Origin of the sequence: Pseudomonas sp. 10-1B, from assembly GCF_000935045.1 — a bacterium.
Taxonomy (GTDB): domain Bacteria; phylum Pseudomonadota; class Gammaproteobacteria; order Pseudomonadales; family Pseudomonadaceae; genus Aquipseudomonas.
This window is the reverse complement of record NZ_JYKS01000001.1, coordinates 96,456-118,470: the sequence shown is the minus strand read 5'-3', so window position 1 is coordinate 118,470 and position 22,015 is coordinate 96,456. Positions and strand designations below refer to the sequence as shown.

The following is a 22,015-nucleotide window of genomic DNA, read 5'->3' as shown; positions in this document are numbered from 1 at the left end:
CTCAAGCACCCTGCCACTGGCGGCGCAGCTGTTCGCGCACCTGGCGCGAGGCGCTGCGGTTTTCGCCCGCCAGCCGCGACGACAGGTCGGTCGCGCTACCGATGTCGCGCACCGCTTCGCTCAGGCAGGCACGTACTTGTGCAATATCGGCAGCGCTGGGTACCTCAGCGTTGTCCACCGCCAGGCGGCGCCACAACAGGCCCAGGGAGGCATAGCTGTCCAGGTCGTAGGCCATTGGCGGCACCTCGGCGGCCAGGGCTTCCAGCTCCTCGACACTGCGCAGGGTAATCCGCGCCGCTGCCGCCTTGCCCATGGCATGCACCATGACGCCGGGATCCTCCAGGGCAATCAGGCGCTGGGCCTGGTAGCCGTGGGCCAGAAAGGCACCGGACATGGCCTTGCCGAGCAGCAAGCCGATCACCGGGTGCCCGGCCAGCCGCGCCCGGGCATAGGCCTGCACCGCAGCGGCCAGCGCCTGGTGAATGCCCAGCGCCTCCTCGCGACGGCCATAGGCCTGGCTGGGTACGTCAATCAACGCGACGATGGCGCGCTTCTGGCCATGGCGGTCGGCCTCGACTGCCTCGCTCACCGCCTGGGCCAGGCCCCAGCCCTCCAGCACGCCGACTTCCCCCGAGCGCGCGCGGGGGAACGGGTTGGTGGCATCGGGCACCACGGCGATGAAGCGCGCCAGGCGGTTGTCCAGTTCGCCGTCGACTACCCGCAGCGATGCCGGGTAGCCCGGCAAGGCTTGCCCGCCGGCCAGGCCCGGCAGCCAGTTCAAGGCACGGTTCATTTGGCTTCTCCTTGGTAAAGGTCACGTACCGCGGCGGCATCCAGTTGCGGGCAGTCATGCCCCAGCCGAGCCAGGCGTTCGAGGAACCAGGCGTGCTGGCTGGCGCGGTCTCTGGAGGGCGAATCGAGCAGTTGCAGCAAGCGTTCGCGCAAGGCCTCGATGTCATCGGCCACATAGCCATCCACCAGCCCGCTGGCATGGCGCTGCTCGCCACCGCTCAGGCTCCAGATGAAGGGGCGGTCCTTGGCGTCGTATTCGCCAATGCCCGCCTCCTGTTCGATCACCTGTGGGCCGTTGAGGCCCAGGCGGGCTTCGCGGGTGACCAGCAAATGGCTGCACAGGCCGGCGGCGATGGACATGCCGCCGAAGCAGCCAACCGAGCCTGCGATCAGGCCGATCACCGGCTGCCAGGCACGCAGCTCGACAATCGCGGCCTGGATTTCGGCAATCGCCGCCAGGCCCAGGTTGGCCTCCTGCAGGCGTACACCGCCAGTTTCCAGCAGCAACACGGCGCAGGTGGGGATGCCGTTGCGGTTGTCTTCGCTGGCCAGCTCCAGCGCGCCGGCGATCTTGGCACCGCCCACCTCGCCCATGCTGCCGCCCTGGAAGCCGCCTTCGATGGCTGCCACCACCGCGTTACGGCCGTTCAGCAGGCCCTTGGCGATGACCACGCCATCATCGGCCTGGGGCACGATGCCCTGGCGCGGCAGCCAGGGCGACATCAGCCGGTCGAACGGGCCCAGCAGTTCGCGGAAACTGCCCGGGTCGAGCACGGCGCGGGCGCGCTGGCGGGCGCCCAGTTCGACAAAGCTGCGGCTACGCAGCAAACGTGCGGTGTCAGTCATGGGCGATCTCCTCGAAGCCTTGCTCCAGGCGCAGGCGCACCACGCCAGGGGTGGCGCCGAAGTCATGGATGTCGATGTTCACGGCCGGCCAGGCGCGGCCCTCGAACAGGCGTTGGAACAGTTGCGCCCAGCGGGCGCTGCTGCCGTTGACCGAAGTCACCACCTGGATCTGCAGGCTGCCGGCGGTACCAGGTTCGATCAGCACTTCGAGGTCGCCGGAGCTGACGCAGCCCACCAGCGTGCGGCCACGGCCCGGTTCGGCGGCGGGGAATTGAAAGTTCAGGGTTTCCATGTCACAGGCTCCCGGCTTTGTCGAGGAACAGGCAGGCGGCCAGCAGATCGGCGGCGCCGCCCGGTGAGGCATTCAGTTGCAGCAGCTGCTGGTCCAGCTGGCGCAGTTGCCGGCGCCCGGCCAGCGTGGCGCTGCCGCCTTCGGCCAATACGGCAAGCGCACCGTGCTGGACCGCGGCCAGGCCGGCCGGGCCGCTGCGCCAGAGCACGCAGGTGTCGCTGAGCACGGCCATGATCGCCAGCAGTGCATCGAGCCGGGCGTGCTGCTCGCTGGCACCGCCGGCGCGGCTGCGCTGCAGTTGTGGCAAGCCGTGGCCGATGACCGCGGGGAAGCCTTGTTGCGCCTGTTCGCGGGCACCGCCCGTGCCATAGCGGCGGCGCATCTGCAGGCCGTGGCTGTCCTGGCAGGCCATGGCTGGGTCGTCGAACAATGCGATGCGCCCGGCGCGGGCGGCCAGTGTGCTGGCGTCGGCCTGGGTATCGAGGGCTTGGGAGGCTACCAGCAGGCCGAGTGCCCAGATCGCCCCGCGGTGGGTGTTCACCCCGCCGGTGGCGGCCAGCATCGCCGCTTCGCCTTCACGGCCGAGCCGGCCCAGTGCGGCACGCAGGGGCTGGCCGACCTGGCCGATGGACTGGGCGGCTGCGGCCATGTTGCGCAGGCATGGCCACAGGGCCAGGGCCGAGGCGTGCATCAGGGCCAGGGTCATGTCGGGGTGGGCGCCGTTGCCGCGGCGGTCGACCAGGCCAGGTTTGGGGGAAAGGTCGGCTTCGTCGATCAGGGCCTCTACAGCCAGGTCGGCCAAGTGCTCGGGCAGGGAAATTTCAGTTGCCTGGGCTGGCCTCTTCGCGGACAAGCCCGCTCCTACAGGGGCCGTGCAAGCTTCAAGTGCATCACCGTTCCTGTGGGAGCGGGCGTGCCCGCGAAGCAGCCCATGCGGTTGCAAGTCGAGTGCTTTCATCACCAACTCCTGAACCGTGCAGGCGGGTTATAGAGGCCACCGGACCATTCGACCAGGTCGGCGATACTGCGCGCGGCGAGCAGTTCGCGGCTGGCGTCGGTGCGGCGGATGCCGAGGTCTTCGGGCAAGGCGACCAGGCCTTGCTGGCGCAGGCGTTGGGTATCCTTGGGGTCATGCCGCAGGCCGATGGCGGTTACCCCGGCCACGGCGGCGATCATCTGCTGGCGCTCCTCCAGGCTGCGGGCCTTGTACAGGTAGGCAATCCCCTCCTCGGTCAGCAGGTGAGTGACGTCGTCGCCGTAGATCATCACCGGTGCCAGGGGCATGCCGGCCTTCCTGGCCACGTCCACCGCATCGAGGGTTTCGACGAAGGTGGGCTTGCCGCCTTCCTGGTAGGTCTCGACCATCTGCACCACCAGCTTGCGGCCGCGTTCGAGCAGGGTTTGCGGCACGGTCATGTCGAGCCAGGCCGGGGTCGCGTGGCGCCGGCCACGGGGGTCGTGGCCCATGTTCGGTGCACCACCAAAGCCGGCCAGGCGACCGCGCGTCACGGTCGAGGAATGGCCGTCGCCATCCACCTGCAAGGTGGCACCGATGAACAGGTCGACGGCGTACTGCCCGGCCAGCTGGCACATCATGCGATTGGAGCGCAGCGAGCCATCGCGGCCGGTGAAGAACACGTCCGGGCGCTGGGCGATGTAGTCCTCCATGCCCAGCTCGGTGCCAAAGCAATGCACACTTTCGACCCAGCCGGTCTCGATGGCGGGAATCAGGGTTGGGTGCGGGTTGAGCGTCCAGTTGCGACAGATCTTGCCTTTCAGGCCCAGGGAATCGCCGTAGGTGGGCAGGATCAGCTCGATGGCCGCGGTGTTGAAACCAATGCCGTGGTTCAGCGACTGCACCTGGTGTTTCTCGTAGATGCCACGAATGGCCATCATCGCCATCAGCACATGCACCGGCTTGATATGGCGCGGGTCACGGGTGAACAGCGGCTCGATATAGAACGGCTGGTCGGCGACCACCACGAAATCCACCCAGGACGCCGGGATGTCGACCCGTGGCAGGTCATCCACGCGCTCCACCAGTTGGTTGACCTGAGCGATGACGATGCCATCGCTGAAAGCGGCAGGCTCCACCAGCGCCGGAGTGTCTTCGGTGCTGGGGCCGGTGTAGAGGTTGCCATCCCGATCGGCCATGAAGCCCGCCACCAGGGTGACGTTGGGGATCAGGTCGACCAGCAGCCGCGAGTACAGCTCTATATAGGTGTGAATGGCACCGACCTCGAGCAGGCCGTCTTCCAGCAACTGGCCGATGCGCAGGCTCTGCGGGCCGGCGAAGGAAAAATCGAGCTTACGGGCGATGCCGCGTTCGAACAGGTCCAGGTGCTCAGCGCGGCTGACGCTGGGCATGATCATGTGCAGGTCGTGCACACGCCCGGGGTCGACCTTGGCCAGCGAGCGCGAGAGGAAGTCGGCCTGCTTCTGGTTGTTGCCTTCGAGCACCACCCGGTCGCCAGGGGCGAGCAACAGCTCCAGGGCCTCGACGATACGTTCGGTGGGCAGCACCACGCCATCGGCGAGGTGGCGGACCCGGTCAAGGCGGCGGTGCTTTTCGGCACGCCGCCGCGACCATTGCGGCGGTGGATTCTGGGTTGTTGTCATTGGTGACTCCACGGGTTCGCTGTCGTGGGGGTCACCTTAGGGTCGAGGGGTTGGGCTATCAATCAAGCTCAGCGGCGGATCGTTACGATCAAGTTAACGATTAAAGGGGGCTGATGGCCCTATCGCCGGCAAGCCAGCTCCCACAGGTACGGCGCAGCACTCAGGTCCTGTGGTAATCCTGTGGGAGCTGGCTTGCCGGCGATAGGGCCAGCCCGGTCAACCTTGAACCTTGCTAGAGTGGATATCGCCGGCCAAGGCAAAATTGCAGAATCCCCCTGCAGATTTGTCGATTGTGCAAGGTAAATTCGCATGCCAGGATCCTGCGATCCTCCAGCGAACTCCAGACTTCACTCGGAAAATCAATAACAAAGCAGGGAGAACGCAATGACTGCGCACGCTCATACCTCGGCAACCGACCATGTGCTGGCTGAGGTCCGCAACCAGATCGGCCACCTGACCCTGAACCGCCCCGCCGGTCTCAATGCCCTGACCCTGGACATGGTGCGCAGCCTGCGCCAGCACCTCGACCTGTGGGCCGAAGACCCGCAGGTACGCGCCGTGGTACTGCGTGGCGAGGGGCCCAAAGGCTTCTGTGCCGGTGGCGATATCCGCTCGCTGTACGACAGCTACAAGGCCGGCGAAACGCTGCATGAAACCTTCTTCGTCGAGGAATATGCCCTTGACTTGGCCATCCACCACTACCGCAAGCCGGTGCTGGTGCTGATGGATGGCTTCACCCTCGGTGGCGGCATGGGCCTGGCCCAGGGCTGCGACCTGCGTGTGGTCACCGAGCGCAGCCGCCTGGGCATGCCCGAGGTCGGCATCGGTTACTTCCCCGATGTCGGCGGCAGCTACTTCCTCTCGCGCATCCCCGGCGAACTGGGCACCTACCTGGGCGTCAGCGGCACCCAGATCCAGGCGGCCGACGCACTGTACTGCGGGCTGGCCGACTGGTACTTGCCCAGCGATCAGCTCAGCGCCCTCGACCAGGGCCTGGACCAGCTGCATTTCAGCGACCAACCGCTCAAGGACCTGCAGAACCTGCTGGCCAGCCTCGGCACCCAGGTGCTGGACGATGCGCCACTGGAAAAACTGCGCCCGGTCATCGACCACTTCTTCGCCCTGCCCGACCTGGCGGCCATCATCGAGCAACTGCGTGCGGTCAGCATCGGCGACAGCCACGCCTGGGCCATCAGCACCGCCGACCAGCTGGAAAGCCGCTCGCCGCTGGCCATGGCGGTTACCCTGGAGATGCTGCGCCGCGGTCGCCACCTGGCCCTTGAGGACTGCTTTGCCATGGAGCTGCACCTGGACCGCCAGTGGTTCCAGCACGGCGACATCATCGAAGGCGTGCGCGCCCTGATCATCGACAAGGACAAGCAGCCACGCTGGAACCCGCCGACCCTGGCCGCACTGCAACGCCAGCGGGTCGACCAATTCTTCGAAGGCCTGTGAGCCCGGGAGTACACAGATGCAAGACCTGGAACTGAGCGAAGAACAGATCATGATCCGCGACATGGCCCGGGACTTTGCCCGTGGCGAGATCGCCCCGCATGCCCAGGCCTGGGAAAAGGCCGGCTGGATCGACGATGGCGTGGTGCGCAAGATGGGCGAACTGGGCCTGCTGGGCATGGTGGTGCCGGAAGACTTCGGCGGCAGCTACACCGACTATGTCGCCTACGCCCTGGCGGTGGAAGAAATCGCCGCCGGCTGCGGCGCCACCGGGGCGATGATGAGCATCCACAACTCGGTGGGCTGTGGCCCGCTGCTGGCCTACGGCACCGCCGAACAGCAACAGCAATGGCTGCCACGCCTGGCCAGCGGCGAGGTAATCGGCTGCTTCTGCCTGACCGAGCCACAGGCCGGCTCCGAGGCGCATAACCTGCGTACCCGTGCCGAGCTGGTGAATGGCGAGTGGGTGATCAACGGCGCCAAACAGTTCGTCAGCAATGCCCGCCGCGCCGGCCTGGCCATCGTCTTCGCGGTGACCGACCCGGAGCTGGGCAAGAAAGGCCTGTCGGCGTTCCTGGTGCCTACCGACAACCCGGGCTTCAAGGTCGACCGCAGCGAGCACAAGATGGGCATCCGCGCCTCCGACACTTGCGCGGTGACCTTCGACAACTGCCGCATCCCTGCTGCCAACATGCTCGGCGAGCGTGGCAAGGGCCTGGCCATTGCCTTGTCCAACCTTGAAGGCGGGCGTATCGGCATTGCTGCCCAGGCCTTGGGCATCGCCCGCGCCGCGTTCGAGGCGGCGCTGCTCTACTCACGTGACCGCGTGCAGTTCGGCAAGCCGATCAACGAACACCAGAGCATCGCCAACCTGCTGGCCGACATGCAGGTGCAGGTTAACGCCGCGCGTTTGCTGATCCTGCATGCCGCACGCCTGCGCAGTGCCGGCAAGCCGTGCCTGTCGGAAGCGTCGCAGGCCAAGCTGTTCGCTTCGGAGATGGCCGAGCGGGTGTGCTCGATGGCGATCCAGGTGCATGGCGGGTATGGCTACCTGGAGGACTACCCGGTGGAGCGCTATTACCGCGATGCGCGGATCACGCAGATCTATGAAGGGTCGAGCGAGATCCAGCGCATGCTGATTGCGCGAGAACTGAAGCACTATCCCCTCTAAAACTTGGCGCCCCCCTCTGTAGGAGCGGGTTTACCCGCGAATGCGTCGGTAAATTCACCGCCGCATTCGCGGGTAAACCCGCTCCTACAGAGGACGGCCTCAGCGCCAATACCGCGCATCATCCACCACCTTGGCATGCCCCTCGAACAACGCCGGCAGCTGCTCCTTGAGGTAGTCGATCCAGGTGCGCACCTTGGCATCCAGGTAATGCCGTGACGGGTAGATTGCATACAGCGCACTTTCCCGCAGCCGATACGGCGCCAACAGCCGGCACAAGCGCCCCTGTTCGATCGCCTGGCTGGCGGTATAGAACGGTAGCAGGCCAATGCCCATGCCCAGTTCGCTGGCCACCAGCATGGCGTCGGCGACGTTGGTGGAAAAACTGTCGTTCGGCGCGATCACACACTGGTCGACCCCTTGCGGGAATACCCAGTCGCCTTCATACATCGGGTAAGCCATGCGCAGGCAGCGATGGCTGTGCAAATCTTCGGGGCGTTCCGGTACACCATGGGTTTCCAGGTAACCAGGAGCCGCGCAGGGGATGCTGAAAATGTTGCCCAGCGGCACAGCGATCAGTTGCGAATCCGGCAACGCCCCGTCAACAGTGATCACCACGTCATGCCCTTCGGCCAGCGGGTCGGGGTTGCGCTGCGACAGGGTCAGCTCGATCACCACCTCCGGGCACAGCGCGTTATAGCCAGCCACCAGTGGCATCAGCAACAGCCCCAGGCCATGCGGGCAATGTAACCGCAGGCGGCCGCGCGGTGTCAGGTGCGCACCACGGGCTTCGCCCACCGCTTCTTCCGTCAACAACATGATCTGCCGCGCACGTTCGAGAAACCGCTCGCCCGCCTCGCTCATGCGCAAGCGCCGGGTGGTGCGGTGCAGCAGGCGGGTCTGCAGCTGGTTTTCCAGCTCGGCGACAATCCGCGAAACCTGCGCGGCAGAAATGTCCAGGGCAGTGGCGGCCGCAGCGAAGCTGCCACATTCCACCACACGGGCGAAGGTACGCATGGCATGCAGCATGTCCATGAAGGTGTGCTCCTTGTTCGGTCTTATTCTTGCGCTACAGGCAGGAATCTATCACGGCTTAGCCCATTTATTGTGTGAGACCTTTGAATACATCATTAGTCATACATTGAAAAAAGGAGCCTGTCATGAAACGTTCGATCGCTGTCCTTGCCGTTGCCGCCGCCCTTGTTTCGTTCGGCGCCTTTGCCGACGCGGGCAGCAACCAGCCAGTCAGCAACAGCTACGAATACGGCATGCCGCTGGACGTGGCCAAGGTCATCTCCATCACCCCGGCCAGCAACGCCGCCGACTGCCAGGTGGGCACCGCACACATGGTGTACGTCGACCACCAGGGCCAGAAACACGAAGTCGACTACCGGGAAATGGGCAACTGCTCGCAGCAGTGAGTCAGGCCAGCACTTGAGTGATCCAGCCCACCTGTTGATTGAAGTCGTCGATTTTCGCCTGCGGCACCGCATCGCGGGCCTGCTGGAAATTGGCCAGGGTCTGCTGCTTCTGGCGTAGCATGCGCCGCCACTTGACCAGGAACGCCTCGCTCCTCTCCTGCATCAGCAGCGGGCCGAAGTACAGTTGTTCAGCGGTATACGCCGCCCCTCCCGGCTCGGCGACGATGATCTCGTAGTCGAAGCGGTTTTCCCGCAGCAGTTCTTCGCTGACGACCCGGTAACCGTTGCCCATCAGCCACTGGCGCAGCTCGCGCTCACCACCATTTGGCTGCAACACCAGGCGCGTGACGCCAGCAAGGCGCGGCTTGCCAGCCTCTAGGATCTCGCACATGGTGTCGCCACCCATGCCGCAGATGCTGACCACCGAAATACGGTCTTGCGGCTCGACCGCAGCCAGGCCATCGGCCAGGCGCACGCTGACGCGGTCCTCCAGCCCGTTTCTGCGCACATTGCGCTGGGCCGAGGCGAACGGCGTCTGGGCTACTTCACCCGCCACGGCGGCTGCGAGCACGCCACGCAGCATCAAGGCCACCGGCAGGTAGCCGTGGTCCGAGCCGATGTCGGCCAGGCGCGCGCCCTGCGGCACATGGGCGGCCACGCGCTCCAGGCGCCTGGACAATGTCTGTTCGTTCAAGGTAAACCCCTGGCTTTGCAATGGGGCGCGATTCTGACGGCGAACGCCGCGCATTTCAAACACCCGGGTACCCTCGACCCGGCCAGTGCGCTCGCGTAGGCTTGCCGCTTTCCTTCCGTTGCAAGGCAAACACCATGGCAAATGCAGACATCATCTACACCCCCGACCCAGACGCCGACTCTATTTCGTCGGACATCGCCGAGTACAACGGCGTGCTGGTCACCACGCAAATCCCGACCCACGCCGATGGCAGCCTGGAGCTGGGTGGCATCGTCGAGCAGAGCGAATGCACCCTGCAGGCACTGAAGGTGGCGCTGGAGAAAGCCGGCAGCGGCATGGACCGCGTGCTGCACCTGACCATCTACCTGACCGACATGGCCGACCGCGCGGCGTTCAACGAGGTGTACCAGCGTTTCTTCAGCAAGCCGTGGCCGGTACGCGCCGCCGTGGGCGTGGCTGCGCTTGCGTTCGACGGCATGCGCGTCGAAGTGACGGCAATGGCGGCAAAACGCTGACCGACCTGTCAGGGCCCTATCGCCGGCAAGCCGGCTCCCACAGGTACTGCACAGCCCTCCAGACCTGCGTTATCCCTGTGGGAGCCGGCTTGCCGGCGATAGGGCCGGTACAAGCGATACACCTCTCGGCACCCCAATGATGCCGCCAGCCCGTTTCGCCGCTACAATGCCCGCCTAAACCGTGACAGCCCGAAAATATAACGACATGTCCCTTCCAAAGAATCACCTGGAACTGCTCAGCCCTGCCCGTGACGTGGCCATTGCCCGTGAAGCGATCCTGCACGGCGCTGATGCCATCTACATCGGCGGCCCGAGCTTTGGCGCGCGCCATAACGCCTGCAACGAAGTCAGCGATATCGCCGAACTGGTCGAGTTCGCCCATCGCTACCACGCACGCGTGTTCACTACCATCAACACCATTCTCCACGACAACGAGCTGGAACCCGCGCGCAAGCTGATCCACCAGCTGTACGACGCCGGCGTGGACGCCCTGATCGTGCAGGACCTGGGGGTGATGGAGCTGGACATCCCGCCGATCGAGCTGCACGCCAGTACCCAGACCGACATCCGTACCCTGGCACGGGCCAAGTTCCTCGACCAGGCCGGCTTCTCGCAACTGGTGCTGGCCCGCGAGCTGAACCTGCAGCAAATCCGCGCCATCGCCGCTGAAACCGACGCCGCCATCGAGTTCTTCATCCACGGTGCGCTGTGCGTGGCTTTCTCCGGCCAGTGCAACATCTCCCACGCGCAGACCGGCCGCAGCGCCAACCGTGGTGACTGCTCGCAGGCCTGCCGCCTGCCCTACACCCTGAAGGATGACCAGGGCCGGGTGGTGGCCTTCGAGAAGCACCTGCTGTCGATGAAGGACAACAACCAGACCGCCAACCTGGCCGACCTGGTCGATGCCGGCGTGCGCTCGTTCAAGATCGAGGGCCGCTACAAGGACATGGGCTATGTGAAGAACATCACCGCCCACTACCGCAAGGAACTCGACGCCATCCTCGAAGGCCGCCCGGACCTGGCCCGCGCTTCCAGCGGCCGCACCGAGCACTTCTTCGTGCCCGACCCGGACAAGACCTTCCACCGTGGCAGCACCGACTACTTCGTCACCGACCGCAAGGTCGACATCGGCGCCTTCGACTCGCCAACCTTCACCGGCCTGCCGGTAGGTGTAGTGGAAAAGGTCGGCAAGCGCGACCTGCAGGTGGTCACCGACGTGCCGCTGACCAACGGCGACGGCCTCAATGTGCTGGTCAAACGTGAAGTAGTGGGCTTCCGCGCCAATATCGCCGAACCCCGTGGCCAGTTCGAGGAAGATGGCCAGCAGCGCTACCGCTACCGCGTCGAGCCCAACGAAATGCCCGAAGGCCTGCACAAGCTGCGGCCCAACCACCCACTGTCACGCAACCTCGACCACAACTGGCAGCAAGCCCTGCAGCGCACCTCGGCCGAGCGCCGGGTTGGCGTGGAATGGCACGCGGTACTCACCGAACAGCGCCTGATGCTCAGCGTCAGCAGCGAAGAAGGTGTCAGCGTGCAAGTCGCGCTGGACGGCCCGTTCGGCGTGGCCAACAAGCCGCAGCAGGCGCTGGACCAGCTGCACGACCTACTTGGCCAGCTGGGTACCACGATGTACCACGCCGACAATATCGAGCTGGACGCCCCGCAGGCGTACTTCATCCCCAACTCGCAGCTCAAGGCCCTGCGCCGCGAAGCCATCGAGGCGCTGACCGCGGCACGGGTGCAGGCGCACCCGCGTGGCGGGCGCAAGGCCGAGACCACCCCGCCGCCGGTGTACCCCGAGTCGCACCTGTCGTTCCTGGCCAACGTGTACAACCAGAAGGCCCGCGACTTCTACCACCGCCACGGCGTGCAACTGATCGACGCGGCCTACGAGGCCCATGAAGAGCACGGCGAAGTGCCGGTGATGATCACCAAGCACTGCCTGCGTTTCTCCTTCAACCTGTGCCCCAAGCAGGCCAAGGGCGTGACCGGGGTGCGCACCAAGGTGGCACCGATGCAGCTGATTCAGGGGGACGAAGTGCTGACCCTGAAGTTCGACTGCAAGCCGTGCGAAATGCATGTGGTCGGCAAGATGAAGAGCCACATCATCGACCTGCCGACCCCGGGCAGCGCGGTGGCCCAGGTGGTGGGGCATATCAGCCCGGAAGACCTGCTGAAAACCATTCCGCGCGGGCCGCATTGATCGTTAGCCTGCCAGGGCCCTTTCGCGGCTAAAGCCGCTCCCACCTCGACCGCATAGGCCTCAAGCCCTGTGCAGTACCTGTGGGAGCTGGCTTGCCGGCGATGAGGCCAGTCCAGACAATACAGTTGCTCCCACAGGTTAGGGTGCCCCTGCACAGCACCTGTGGGAGCGGCTTTAGCCGCGAAGGGCCGTGCACATCATTGACGTCAACGAATCTGGTGCTTGTGCAGCAACCGATAGAACGTCGGCCGCGAAATGCCCAGCACCTTGGCCGCCATGCTCAGGTTGTCACTGTGCCGGTTGAGCACATCGCACAGCGCCTGGCGCTCGGCGCGGTGCTTGTACTCCTCCAGCGTGCCCAGCGGCTGTTGCTCCTGGTCGAGGGTCTGCAGGCCCAGGTCCTGTGCTTCGATCTGCCGCCCTTCAGCCAGCACCAACCCGCGACGCACCCGGTTGGCCAGCTCACGCACGTTGCCCGGCCAGTCATGCCGGCCCATGGCCGCCAGGGCATGGTCACTGAACGAACGCGGTCGACGCCCGGTTTCCAGGCTGTAGAAATGGGCAAAGTGGCTGGCCAGCATCGACAGGTCGCCATGCCGGTCGCGTAACGGCGCGGTCACCACCTGCAACACATTCAGGCGGTAATACAGGTCTTCGCGAAAGCGCCCTTGCTCGATGGCCTTTTCCAGGTCGACGTGGGTCGCTGCCAGTACTCGCACATCCACCGGGATCGGCTGGCTGCCGCCAACGCGCTCGATGTGCTTCTCCTGCAAAAAGCGCAACAGGTTGGCCTGCAGTTCCAGCGGCAGGTCCCCGATTTCATCCAGGAACAACGTGCCACCGTGGGCCGCTTCGATGCGCCCGGCCTTGCGCTGATGGGCCCCGGTGAACGCGCCCTTCTCATGGCCGAACAGTTCGGACTGGATCAAGTGCTCGGGGATGGCCCCGCAGTTGATCGCGATGAAAGGCTGGTCGCTGCGTTGCGACTGCCGGTGCAGGGTGCGGGCTACCAGCTCCTTGCCAGTGCCGCTTTCCCCACGGATCAGCACCGGCGACTCGGTGGGCGCCAGCTTGCCCAGCAGCTTGCGCAGCTCGCGGATCGGGCGGCTTTCGCCGAGCAGTTCGTGGGTCGCTTCATCCACCCGGACTGCCCCTTGGCCACGCAGGCGCGCCATGCCGAAGGCCCGCCCCAGGGTGACCTGCACGCGCGAGACGTCGAACGGCAAGGTGTGGAAGTCGAAGAACCATTCACAAACGAAATCGCCAACAGCCGGCATGCGCAGCTGTTCGGCGCCGAGCACGGCGATCCATTCAGTGTTGCTGCGCTTGATCATGTCCTTGACCGCGTCAGGGTGCCTCAGGTGCGAAGCCTGCAAGCGCAACAGGCCCACATCACAAGGATGATCCAAGGCGGCCCCGAGAATGCAGCTGTCCACATCCCAGCCCGCGCTGCGCAGGCCAGGTAACAAACGGTGGCAGTCATCGCAGGGGTCTACGATGAGCAAACGGCGTTGGGCGGCAAGCTGCTGCATAACCGATCCTTGGCGCCAGTTTTTGGTTTTTTGAAGTAAAACAGCAAGTTGTGGCGCCCATTTAACAGTAGCAACGAAGTTGACGGTGCCCAGTACCGTCTGTCTGCCGAATCATTTTTTTACAATACGTATCGGGAATTTCCGCGCGTTATCGCCATCACATGGCGGCGCAGGCAAGAACGGATTCACGCCAGAAAAAATTTTACATCCAATATGTGACTTGCCCCCGGACAACGAGCATCAGTACACATAACCCCGCGCTGCACATCGCGATAATTGAGGCGACTTTGAAGCAACGCGGACTTCACTTCGATGTTTGGGACCATAGAGAGACCGAACCATGAATGCCCCGCTCCGTGTCAACGAAGCACTGCTGATTGCCGACCACGCCTTCGAACCTTTCCAGTGCGTAGCCTGGGATGCACCCAACGGCACTGGTGAACTGAGCCTGGCAGTGATCGACCGGACCAGCACCCGCATCGGCGCCAAGCAAGTGTCCTCGCGTATCTATTCCGACCCGGCCCAGTGGGCCAGCCTGATCGAGGAAGTGCGCGCCGAACTGTGCGAAAAAGGTTACGACCTGCAACCGTGGTCAATGCCGAAATAATATCGGCCGGCAAAGCAAGTGCGTGCAGCGCCACGCACTTGCACAACTTTACAGTTACTGTTCTGGCAACTTTTGTTATTGCGACATAGTGTCGCGCCCACACTTTTAATCCATGGCCCTGAACTGCTGCAAGTGCTGGTAATCGGCCTGCAATTGTTCGGCCAGACGCTGTGCGCGCCCCAGACGCACGGGCGCCAGTTCCATATCCACCAACAATGTGGCACAAGGCATCGGCTGCACAGCATTCCAGTGCTGCAGGCGACCGTCGGTGAACACCAGGCAGCGCACGACTTCTTGCGGCTGAGCCCGTTGCCGCGCCTGTAGCCAGTGCCGGGCTTGCTCCAGTGCGGCGACCAGCGGCGTCCCCCCGCCTGCACCCAAAGCCTGCAGCCAAGGCTGCAAAGCGGCCGAGGCCTTCAGACCGTGGCGCTGCCACTGTGGCGTGCGGCCACTGGCGGTGAGCAAGGCCAAACGGGCGCGCTGCCGATAAGCCTGGTCGAACAGTGTCGCCAGTAGTCCTTTGGTTTGCGCCAGCGCCTGATGGCGCCGGGTAGAAGCCGAGGCATCGACAATCACCAGCCACAGCTCCGCGGGTTTGCCCTGACGTTGTTGCCAGCACAAATCCTTGCGCTGGCGTGGCCGCCCCTTGAGCAAGGTTGGCAGCCAGGCAACCCGGCCGGCCGCCGCATTGCGTGCGCGACCACGGCTGACGCCGTACAGCTTGCCTTCTCCCGTTTTGGCATCCGCCCCTGAGGCAGGTGGCTGGGGGATGCTCAGGGCTTTTTTGCCCAGTTCGGCACCTCGCGACGGGCGCCGCTGGCTACCGGCTGTGCCGGCAATGCACCCCAGTCACCCTGCCCACCCTGTTCACCTGGGTTGCTGGCACCCTGCTGGCCGGCTTCGGGTGGCGCCGCCGGTGGGTTGGCCTGGGGCGCAACCCGGCGACGATGGCGCAAGGCGAATTCGGCCACGGCCTCGACATCGGCTTCGTCGATGGCCACGCCACCGCGCCAGGCACAGTGAGCGCGCGCAGCGCGCAGCCAGACCAGGTCGGCACGCAGGCCATCGACCCCGGCGGCATAGCAACGTTCAGTGATCCAGGCCAGCGCCTGGTCGTCCAGGGCAATGCTGGCCAAGGCCTGGCGCGCCGCGTGGCAGCGTTCGCGCAATTGCCCCTGGGCCGTGGCCCAGTGCGCGCAGAAGGCCTGCGGGTCGCTGTCGAAGGCCAGGCGGCGACGAATGATCTGCCGCCGCGCCTCGGGCTCTGGCAAACCTTCCAGGGCCACGTTCAGGCCAAAACGGTCGAGCAATTGCGGGCGCAGCTCGCCCTCTTCCGGGTTCATGGTGCCGATCAGCACGAAGCGGGCACTGTGCCGGTGCGAGATACCGTCGCGTTCGATGCGGTTGGTGCCACTGGCGGCCACGTCGAGCAACAGATCGACCAGGGTATCGGGCAGCAGGTTGACCTCATCGACATACAGCACGCCACCGTCGGCCTGGGCCAGCACCCCCGGGGAAAACTGTGCCTTGCCCTGCCCCAGCGCGGCATCCAGGTCGAGGGTGCCGACCAGCCGTTCTTCGCTGGCGCCCAGTGGCAGGGTGACGAACGGGCCTTCACCGAGCAGGTCGGCCAGGCCACGGGCCAGGGTGCTCTTGGCCATGCCACGCGGCCCTTCGATCAGCACACCGCCGATTTTCGGGTCGATGGCGGTCAGGCACAGCGCCAGTTTCAGGTCGTCGGCACCGACCACAGCGGCCAGCGGAAATTGTACGGGTTCACTCATTTCAAGCCTGTTCCTCGCCATCGAGCAGTTGTTCCTCGAGGGCTTCGCGGTAATCGCCTGGGGCCTGCCACAGGCCGCGCTGCTGGGCCTCCAGCAAGCGCTCGGTAAGGTCGCGCAGGGCCTCGGGGTTATGCTCGCGCATGAAATCGCGGGTCGCCGGGTCGAGCACGTAGGCATCGGCCAGCGCCTGGTAATGATGGTCGTCGATCAGGTGCGTGGTGGCGTCGAAGGCGAACAGGTTATCGACCGTCGCCGCCATCTCGAAGGCACCCTTGTAGCCGTGGCGCTTGGCCCCGTCGATCCACTTCGGGTTCAGCGCCCGGGCGCGGATGACCCGGTTCAGTTCTTCCTTGAGGGTACGTATACGCGGCCGATCGGCTTGGCTGTGGTCGCCGTGGTAGCTGGCCACGTTAGCCCCGCTCAGGGTTTCCGACGCTGCCAGCATGCCGCCCTGGAACTGGTAGTAGTCGTTGGAATCGAGCAGGTCGTGCTCGTGGTTGTCCTGGTTTTGCAGCACAGCCTGCACCTTGGCCAGGCGCTGGGCGAACTGGGCGCGGGCCGGGGTACCATCGTCGCTGCCGCCGTAGGCGTAGCCGCCGTGGTTGAGGTAGACCTCGGCCAGGTCGTCGCGGCTGTGCCACAGGCGCCCGTCGATGGCGTTCTGTACCCCGGCGCCGTAGGCCCCGGGTTTGGCGCCGAAAACCCGCCAGCCGGCCTGCCGTGCGGCCTGCTCGGCGTCCACGCCTTGCGCCTGCAGCGCAGCACGCTCGCTGCGCACGCGGGCGGCCAGGGGGTTGAGGTCGTCGGGCTCGTCCAGCGCGGCCACTGCCTGCACCGCGGCATCGAACAGGCGAATGAGGTTGCCGAAGGCATCGCGGAAGAAGCCCGAAACGCGCAGGGTCACGTCCACCCGCGGGCGGTCGAGCAAGCTCAGCGGCAGGATTTCGAAATCGTCGACGCGCTGGCTGCCGGTCGCCCACACCGGCCGCACGCCCATCAGCGCCATGGCCTGGGCGATATCGTCGCCGCCAGTGCGCATGGTCGCCGTGCCCCACACCGACAGGCCGAGCTGGCGCAGGTGGTCGCCGTGGTCCTGCAGGTGGCGTTCGAGGATCAGGTTGGCCGAGGCGAAGCCCAGGCGCCAGGCTGTGGTAGTGGGCAGGTTGCGCACATCCACGGTATAGAAGTTGCGCCCGGTGGGCAGTACGTCCAGGCGCCCGCGGCTAGGCGCGCCACTGGGGCCGGCGGGCACGAAACGCCCGGCCAACGCCGCCAGCAGGCCATTCATTTCGGCGCTGCCACAGGCGTCCAGGCTAGGTGCCACGGCGTCGCGCAGGGCCTGCACCACGTCGTGCACCGGCTGCCAGTCGCTCCGGGCAGGCAACTGTGCAGTGCCGTCAAGCGCCTGCTCGATCAGCTGCAACGCCAACAGTTCGAGGCGCTCGCGGGTATCGCCACAGGTGCGCCAAGGTTCGCCGCTGATGGCCAACAGCTGTTCGGGGCGTGCCCCCTGCCACGGCTGGCCAAGCTCGCAATCGAGCGGGTCGAAACCCGGCACCAACGCCTTGGCCAGGGCCCGCAGCAGGCTGGCATTGCCGCCGCGCCCGTCGCCACGCTCGACCCGCACCAGTGCCAACAGGGTGTCCAGGCGCAGCCGCCCTTCAGGCGACTGGCCGAACACGTGCAGGCCATCGCGAATCTGCGATTCCTTGAGGTCGCACAGGTAAGTGTCCAGGCGCGGCAGCCACACGGCGGCATCGTCCATTTGCCCTTCCAGTTGTAGCTCGCGGTCAATGTGGTTGGCCTTGACCAGTTCGAGGATGTCGCGCTGCAACTCGCGGGCACGCCGCGGGTCGAGCAGCTGCGCTTCGTAGAACTCGTCGGCCAGTTGCTCCAGGTGGCGCAACGGGCCGTAGGTTTCGGCGCGGGTCAGCGGCGGCATCAGGTGGTCTATGATCACTGCCTGGGTGCGGCGCTTGGCCTGGGCGCCCTCGCCCGGGTCATTGACGATGAACGGGTAGATGTTCGGCAGCGGGCCGAGCAAGGCGTCCGGCCAGCACTGCGCCGACAGCCCGACACCCTTGCCGGGCAGCCATTCAAGGTTGCCGTGCTTGCCGACGTGGATTACCGCGTCGGCGGCAAAGGCATGGCGCAGCCAGAAGTGGAACGCCAGGTAGCCGTGCGGCGGCACCAGGTCGGGATCGTGGTACACCGCGCTGGGGTCCACCTGGTAGCCGCGCGCCGGCTGGATGCCGACGAAGGTCAGGCCAAAGCGCAGGCCAGCGACCATCAGCCGGCCACTGCGGTACATCGGGTCCTGCTCGGGCGGCCCCCAGCGCTCCAGCACCGCCTGGCGGTTGGCCTCGGGCAGGCGCTCGAACGCGGCCTGGTAATCGGCCAGGCTCAGGCTCTGGGCGCAAGGTCGCTGGTCGAGGTGGTCGAGGTCGTTGGTCACACCGCCAAGCAGTTGCTGAATCAGTTGCGTGCCGCTGCCCGGCAGTTCGGCCAGTGGATAGCCTTCGGCCTGCAACGCCTTGAGGATGTTCAGCGCTGCTGCCGGTGTGTCCAGGCCAACGCCGTTGCCAATGCGGCCATCGCGGGTCGGGTAGTTGGCAAGCACCAGGGCCACGCGCTTCTGCGCGTTGGGCAAGCGCGCCAGCTCGACCCAACGGCGGGCCAGCTCGGCGACGAAGTCCATGCGCTCGGGGTGGGCACGGTAGCAGACCACGTCGGACTGGCTACGTTCGCTGCGCCAGGCCATATCCTTGAAACTGACAGGGCGGGTGATGATGCGCCCGTCCAGCTCCGGTAAGGCAATGTGCATGGCCAGGTCACGCGCGCCCAGGCCCTGCTCGCTGGCTTCCCAGCCGGGCTGGTTGTCTTGTGCGCAAATGGCCTGCAACACCGGGATGTCGTGGCGAAACGGGCGCAGATTGGGGCGTTCGGGGCTGGACAGGGCAAAGCCGGTGGTATTGACCAGCACCTCGGCGCCTACCTCGTCCAGCCAGGCTTCGACCTGCTCCAGGCAAGCGCTTTCCTTGAGACTGGCCACGGCGATCGGCAACGGGTTGAGCCCGGCGGCCTGCAGGCGCTGGCAGAACATGTCGATGAACGCGGTGTTGGCCGCCTGCAGGTGCGAGCGGTAGAACAGCAGCGGTGCCACCGGCTGCTCGGGGTGCCAGTGCGGGTACCAGTCCTGCAACGTGGCGCTGCCCTTGGCCGGGTGATAAACCGCAGTGCGCGGCAAGGGCTGCGGTTCATCCCAGGCATAGTCGCGGCCCAGCCACTGGTTGGCCAGGCAGTTGAACAGGTTGATGGCGTTGGCCTTGCCGCCCTGGCGCAGGTAGTGCCAGAGGCGCTCGGCCTGTTCGCCGCCGACGCTGCCCAGGCTGGTCAGCTCCGGGTCCGGGCGGTCGTCGCCCGGCACCAGGATCAACTGCACGCCACGCGCGGCCAGCTCGACCAGTTGCTCGACGCCATAGCGCCAGTAGCCGACGCCACCGTGCAGCGACACCAGAATGACCTTGGCATGGCGCAGCACCTGGTCGACATACAGGTCGACCGAGGCGTGGTTCTGCACCTGCATGGGGTTGGCCAGGCGCAGGCTGGGGAAATCCTTGGGCAATTGCTCGGCGGTATCGGCGAGCAATGCCAGGTGCGAATCGCCGCTGCAGAGAATCACCAGTTCGGCGGGTGTCTGGCCGAGGTCGGCAATGCTGTCATCCGGCACGAAGCCGCCGGGCTGGGTCCGCAGCAGGTGCATGGGTCAGGCGCCCAGGGCCTGGCGCAGGCGCGCTTCCAGTTGGCCAGCGTCAAGCTCCTGGCCGATCAGCACCAGGCGGGTGATGCGCGGTTCGTCGGTGCGCCAGGCGCGGTCGAAGTGCTTGTCGAAACGGGTACCCACGCCTTGCACCAGCAGCCGCATCGGCTTGCCCGGAATGGCAGCGAAGCCTTTGGCGCGCAGGATGCCGAACTCCACCACCAACTGGGTCAGGGCGTCGAGCAGCAGGCTTTCGTCGGCTTCGGGCAGGTCGATGGAGATCGAGTCGAAGGCGTCGTGGTCGTGATCGTCGTGGTCACCACCGTCGTGGTGCGAGTCATGGTGAGTGCGGCGGCCATCGATGTGCGCCTCGGACTCAGCCCCAACGCCCAGCAGCACTTCCAGTGGCAGCTTGCCGCTGCTGGCCTCTACCACTTTCACCGCTGGCGGCAGCTCTTCGGCCACTTCGGCGCGGACCTTGGCCAAGCCCTCGGCGTCGATCAGGTCGGCCTTGTTCAGCACCACCAGGTCGGCGCTGGCCAGCTGGTCGGCGAACAGCTCGTGCAGTGGCGATTCGTGGTCCAGGTTGGGGTCGAGCTTGCGCTGCGCATCGACCTGGTCCGGGTAGGCGGCGAAGGTGCCGGCAGCCACCGCCGGGCTGTCGACCACGGTGATGACCGCGTCGACGGTGCAGGCGTTGCGGATTTCCGGCCACTGGAAGGCTTGCACCAACGGTTTGGGCAGGGCCAGGCCGCTGGTTTCGATGAGGATGTGGTCCAGGTCGCCACGGCGTGCCACCAGCTCGCGCATCACCGGGAAGAACTCTTCCTGCACGGTGCAGCACAGGCAGCCGTTGGCCAGTTCGTAGACACGGCCGCTGGCTTCTTCCTCGCTGCAACCGATGCTGCACTGCTTGAGGATTTCGCCGTCGATGCCCAGTTCGCCGAATTCGTTGACGATGACCGCAATGCGGCGGCCCTGGGCGTTGTCGAGCATGTGGCGCAGCAAGGTGGTCTTGCCCGAGCCGAGGAAGCCGGTGACGATGGTGACGGGGAGCTTGGCCAGTGTTTTCATGTCGCATTGCCCTTGGCAGAATGGCGCGGGCATGCAGGACGACAGCCGTGGGCCGGGCCGGCCGGGCTTGTTCGCCACCGGATCACCCCGCCCGGTTGAAAGTCGAAAACGTGACGAGGCAGGTCTCCTGGCTCGCACCGTTCCAGTTGCCCGTTAGCTGAACAGCGGGCTGGCGGGATGACGCCTTCCCGCGCGTTGGCGCAGTGGCTGTGTCGATCCGTTGTCGGTGCTTACAGTTGCGGGGGCAGCCGCGGCTTGTACCGCGTTCCCGTCTTAGCTTCGGCCTGGCCGAAGAACCTCGAAGTGGCAAGGCTACGCAGTGGCTGGCGGGTGGTCAACCATTGCTGCCGGGCAGGCTGACCACAAGCGAGGCAACTGGGTTACAGTGGCGCCTCTACCCACGGTCAAGGACGCCCCATGCCCCTCGCCCCCGCCATACCAGTGCTGCGCATTTTCTCGGTCGACAAGGCCAAGGAGTTCTACCTCGACTTCCTCGGCTTCAGCCTGGACTGGGAGCACCGCTTCAGCCCGGACCTGCCGCTGTACATGCAGATTCACCGCGACGGCCTGATCCTGCACCTTTCCGAACACCATGGCGATGCCTGTCCCGGTTCGACTGTGTTCGCCCGCATCGACGACCTGCGTGCGCTGGAGCGAGAACTGCAGGATAAACAGTACGGCTACGCCCGGCCCGAGGCCGAGCGCCTGGACTGGGGCCTGCAGATGCAGGTGTGCGACCCGTTCGGCAACCGCCTGCGCTTCTGCCAGCAGATCGATGACGAGGCCAACCCGTGAAGGCGCTGGGCAAACGCGAAATGGCTCGGCTGGAGCGGGAACTGGTAGCGTGCCTGACCGATGCCTGCGAAACCGCCAAGGCGGAAATCGTCGGGTTTGCCTGGCTCACCCATCGCCTTGAACCCGAGGATTTTCCGGCCAGCCTGCGTATTACCTGGGTGTTTGAGCAGGAGGCACACAAGGCCGCTGCCGTGGCAGGCCAAGCGAAGGCGCGCATGCTGGCGCTGACCGGCCTGGCGCTGGAGCAGGCCAGCATTCAACTGGACCATCCAGCCTGGCATGTGCGGTTTGACAGTGAAGAGGCCTGCAAGCAGAGCCACGGTGGTGATTGGGCCAGGCGCTTGAAGGGGCGCTGACCCCAAGGCCTGACAAAAATCTTGCTGCGCCTATGAGATCGAGCGCCGCCCACGCGGCGCATCGCCGGCAAGCCAGCTCCCACAGGGACCGCGCAAAGCTCG

20 protein-coding genes and 1 riboswitch are annotated in these 22,015 nt (G+C 65.7%); of the genes, 8 read left to right on the top strand and 12 right to left on the bottom strand.

From position 1 onward, the window contains the following. Position 1: 1 nt before the first annotated feature. From mdcE to mdcA, 5 genes are read right to left on the bottom strand one after another with little or no spacing between them, the layout of a single operon-like run. Positions 2 to 793, bottom strand: a complete 792-nt coding sequence (gene mdcE, locus TZ03_RS00520; RefSeq protein WP_051094967.1) for a biotin-independent malonate decarboxylase subunit gamma — start codon at positions 791 to 793, stop codon at positions 2 to 4. After that, entirely contained in the window at positions 790 to 1,638 is an 849-nt protein-coding gene (locus TZ03_RS00515; RefSeq protein WP_051094964.1) for a biotin-independent malonate decarboxylase subunit beta, read from the bottom strand. The genes mdcE and TZ03_RS00515 overlap by 4 nt, the downstream gene beginning before the upstream one ends. After that, entirely contained in the window at positions 1,631 to 1,930 is a 300-nt protein-coding gene (locus TZ03_RS00510) for a malonate decarboxylase subunit delta (RefSeq protein ID WP_051094962.1), read from the bottom strand. Before TZ03_RS00510 ends, TZ03_RS00515 begins: the two co-directional genes overlap by 8 nt. Position 1,931: 1 nt before the next feature. After that, on the bottom strand, positions 1,932 to 2,888 hold the full coding sequence (locus TZ03_RS00505) for a triphosphoribosyl-dephospho-CoA synthase (protein WP_051094960.1): 957 nt from the start codon (positions 2,886 to 2,888) through the stop codon (positions 1,932 to 1,934). Further along, on the bottom strand, positions 2,888 to 4,549 hold the full coding sequence (gene mdcA, locus TZ03_RS00500) for a malonate decarboxylase subunit alpha (protein WP_051094959.1): 1,662 nt from the start codon (positions 4,547 to 4,549) through the stop codon (positions 2,888 to 2,890). Before mdcA ends, TZ03_RS00505 begins: the two co-directional genes overlap by 1 nt. A gap of 384 nt (positions 4,550 to 4,933) precedes the next feature. Between mdcA and TZ03_RS00495 the strand changes: the two genes are divergently transcribed. Both TZ03_RS00495 and TZ03_RS00490 read left to right on the top strand, forming a co-directional pair. After that, positions 4,934 to 6,004, top strand: a complete 1,071-nt coding sequence (locus tag TZ03_RS00495; RefSeq protein ID WP_051094958.1) for an enoyl-CoA hydratase/isomerase family protein — start codon at positions 4,934 to 4,936, stop codon at positions 6,002 to 6,004. Between the two features lie 16 nt (positions 6,005 to 6,020). After that, positions 6,021 to 7,172: an acyl-CoA dehydrogenase family protein gene (locus TZ03_RS00490; RefSeq protein ID WP_051094957.1), complete on the top strand. Its 1,152-nt coding sequence runs from the start codon at positions 6,021 to 6,023 to the stop codon at positions 7,170 to 7,172. A gap of 99 nt (positions 7,173 to 7,271) precedes the next feature. Here the strand turns inward: TZ03_RS00490 and TZ03_RS00485 are convergent, their stop codons facing one another. Then, a complete protein-coding gene (locus tag TZ03_RS00485) occupies positions 7,272 to 8,204 on the bottom strand; it encodes a LysR family transcriptional regulator (protein WP_051094955.1) in 933 nt (310 codons plus the stop codon). Between the two features lie 125 nt (positions 8,205 to 8,329). Here TZ03_RS00485 and TZ03_RS00480 point away from each other — a divergent pair, with 125 nt between their 5' ends. Then, entirely contained in the window at positions 8,330 to 8,590 is a 261-nt protein-coding gene (locus TZ03_RS00480; protein ID WP_051094953.1) for a DUF2790 domain-containing protein, read from the top strand. A gap of 1 nt (position 8,591) precedes the next feature. On the opposite strand, the gene TZ03_RS00475 is transcribed toward TZ03_RS00480, so the two are convergent. Then, positions 8,592 to 9,284, bottom strand: coding sequence for a tRNA (adenine(22)-N(1))-methyltransferase (locus tag TZ03_RS00475; protein WP_051095381.1), 693 nt, complete (start codon positions 9,282 to 9,284; stop codon positions 8,592 to 8,594). A gap of 134 nt (positions 9,285 to 9,418) precedes the next feature. Here TZ03_RS00475 and TZ03_RS00470 point away from each other — a divergent pair, with 134 nt between their 5' ends. Together TZ03_RS00470 and TZ03_RS00465 are read left to right on the top strand one after the other, a co-directional pair. Beyond that, positions 9,419 to 9,799, top strand: a complete 381-nt coding sequence (locus tag TZ03_RS00470) for a RidA family protein (RefSeq protein WP_051094951.1) — start codon at positions 9,419 to 9,421, stop codon at positions 9,797 to 9,799. Between the two features lie 205 nt (positions 9,800 to 10,004). Continuing rightward, positions 10,005 to 12,005, top strand: coding sequence for a peptidase U32 family protein (locus tag TZ03_RS00465; RefSeq protein WP_051094949.1), 2,001 nt, complete (start codon positions 10,005 to 10,007; stop codon positions 12,003 to 12,005). A gap of 206 nt (positions 12,006 to 12,211) precedes the next feature. On the opposite strand, the gene TZ03_RS00460 is transcribed toward TZ03_RS00465, so the two are convergent. Further along, complete coding sequence (locus tag TZ03_RS00460; protein WP_051094946.1) at positions 12,212 to 13,537, bottom strand: sigma-54 dependent transcriptional regulator; 1,326 nt, start codon at positions 13,535 to 13,537, stop codon at positions 12,212 to 12,214. A gap of 340 nt (positions 13,538 to 13,877) precedes the next feature. On the opposite strand from TZ03_RS00460, the gene TZ03_RS00455 reads away from it, so the two are divergent. Further along, positions 13,878 to 14,144, top strand: coding sequence for a hypothetical protein (locus tag TZ03_RS00455; RefSeq protein ID WP_003247923.1), 267 nt, complete (start codon positions 13,878 to 13,880; stop codon positions 14,142 to 14,144). A 105-nt stretch (positions 14,145 to 14,249) separates the two neighbouring features. On the opposite strand, the gene TZ03_RS00450 is transcribed toward TZ03_RS00455, so the two are convergent. The 4 genes from TZ03_RS00450 to cobW are packed head-to-tail and all read right to left on the bottom strand — an operon-like array spanning position 14,250 to position 20,762. Continuing rightward, entirely contained in the window at positions 14,250 to 14,864 is a 615-nt protein-coding gene (locus tag TZ03_RS00450) for a vWA domain-containing protein (RefSeq protein WP_051094944.1), read from the bottom strand. 53 nt (positions 14,865 to 14,917) lie between these two features. Further along, entirely contained in the window at positions 14,918 to 15,928 is a 1,011-nt protein-coding gene (locus TZ03_RS00445; protein ID WP_051094941.1) for an ATP-binding protein, read from the bottom strand. Position 15,929: 1 nt separating this feature from the next. Then, complete coding sequence (gene cobN, locus TZ03_RS00440; protein WP_051094939.1) at positions 15,930 to 19,691, bottom strand: cobaltochelatase subunit CobN; 3,762 nt, start codon at positions 19,689 to 19,691, stop codon at positions 15,930 to 15,932. Positions 19,692 to 19,694: 3 nt separating this feature from the next. After that, positions 19,695 to 20,762: a cobalamin biosynthesis protein CobW gene (gene cobW / locus TZ03_RS00435; RefSeq protein WP_051094931.1), complete on the bottom strand. Its 1,068-nt coding sequence runs from the start codon at positions 20,760 to 20,762 to the stop codon at positions 19,695 to 19,697. Positions 20,763 to 20,861: 99 nt separating this feature from the next. Next, positions 20,862 to 21,078, bottom strand: a riboswitch (cobalamin riboswitch). A gap of 101 nt (positions 21,079 to 21,179) precedes the next feature. Here cobW and TZ03_RS00430 point away from each other — a divergent pair. Next, positions 21,180 to 21,557 carry a glyoxalase superfamily protein gene (locus TZ03_RS00430; protein ID WP_051094929.1) on the top strand — a complete coding sequence of 126 codons (378 nt, stop codon included), beginning with the start codon at positions 21,180 to 21,182 and terminating at the stop codon, positions 21,555 to 21,557. Further along, positions 21,554 to 21,913, top strand: a complete 360-nt coding sequence (locus tag TZ03_RS00425; RefSeq protein WP_051094927.1) for a hypothetical protein — start codon at positions 21,554 to 21,556, stop codon at positions 21,911 to 21,913. Before TZ03_RS00430 ends, TZ03_RS00425 begins: the two co-directional genes overlap by 4 nt. Positions 21,914 to 22,015: the final 102 nt, after the last annotated feature.

Coding starts and splice junctions, on each gene's coding strand:
- mdcE (WP_051094967.1), bottom strand. CDS start 793: ATGAACCGTGCCTTGAACTGGCTGCCGGGCCTGGCCGGCGGGCAAGCC.
- TZ03_RS00515 (WP_051094964.1), bottom strand. CDS start 1,638: ATGACTGACACCGCACGTTTGCTGCGTAGCCGCAGCTTTGTCGAACTG.
- TZ03_RS00510 (WP_051094962.1), bottom strand. CDS start 1,930: ATGGAAACCCTGAACTTTCAATTCCCCGCCGCCGAACCGGGCCGTGGC.
- TZ03_RS00505 (WP_051094960.1), bottom strand. CDS start 2,888: ATGAAAGCACTCGACTTGCAACCGCATGGGCTGCTTCGCGGGCACGCC.
- mdcA (WP_051094959.1), bottom strand. CDS start 4,549: ATGACAACAACCCAGAATCCACCGCCGCAATGGTCGCGGCGGCGTGCC.
- TZ03_RS00495 (WP_051094958.1), top strand. CDS start 4,934: ATGACTGCGCACGCTCATACCTCGGCAACCGACCATGTGCTGGCTGAG.
- TZ03_RS00490 (WP_051094957.1), top strand. CDS start 6,021: ATGCAAGACCTGGAACTGAGCGAAGAACAGATCATGATCCGCGACATG.
- TZ03_RS00485 (WP_051094955.1), bottom strand. CDS start 8,204: ATGGACATGCTGCATGCCATGCGTACCTTCGCCCGTGTGGTGGAATGT.
- TZ03_RS00480 (WP_051094953.1), top strand. CDS start 8,330: ATGAAACGTTCGATCGCTGTCCTTGCCGTTGCCGCCGCCCTTGTTTCG.
- TZ03_RS00470 (WP_051094951.1), top strand. CDS start 9,419: ATGGCAAATGCAGACATCATCTACACCCCCGACCCAGACGCCGACTCT.
- TZ03_RS00465 (WP_051094949.1), top strand. CDS start 10,005: ATGTCCCTTCCAAAGAATCACCTGGAACTGCTCAGCCCTGCCCGTGAC.
- TZ03_RS00460 (WP_051094946.1), bottom strand. CDS start 13,537: ATGCAGCAGCTTGCCGCCCAACGCCGTTTGCTCATCGTAGACCCCTGC.
- TZ03_RS00455 (WP_003247923.1), top strand. CDS start 13,878: ATGAATGCCCCGCTCCGTGTCAACGAAGCACTGCTGATTGCCGACCAC.
- TZ03_RS00445 (WP_051094941.1), bottom strand. CDS start 15,928: ATGAGTGAACCCGTACAATTTCCGCTGGCCGCTGTGGTCGGTGCCGAC.
- cobN (WP_051094939.1), bottom strand. CDS start 19,691: ATGCACCTGCTGCGGACCCAGCCCGGCGGCTTCGTGCCGGATGACAGC.
- cobW (WP_051094931.1), bottom strand. CDS start 20,762: ATGAAAACACTGGCCAAGCTCCCCGTCACCATCGTCACCGGCTTCCTC.
- TZ03_RS00430 (WP_051094929.1), top strand. CDS start 21,180: ATGCCCCTCGCCCCCGCCATACCAGTGCTGCGCATTTTCTCGGTCGAC.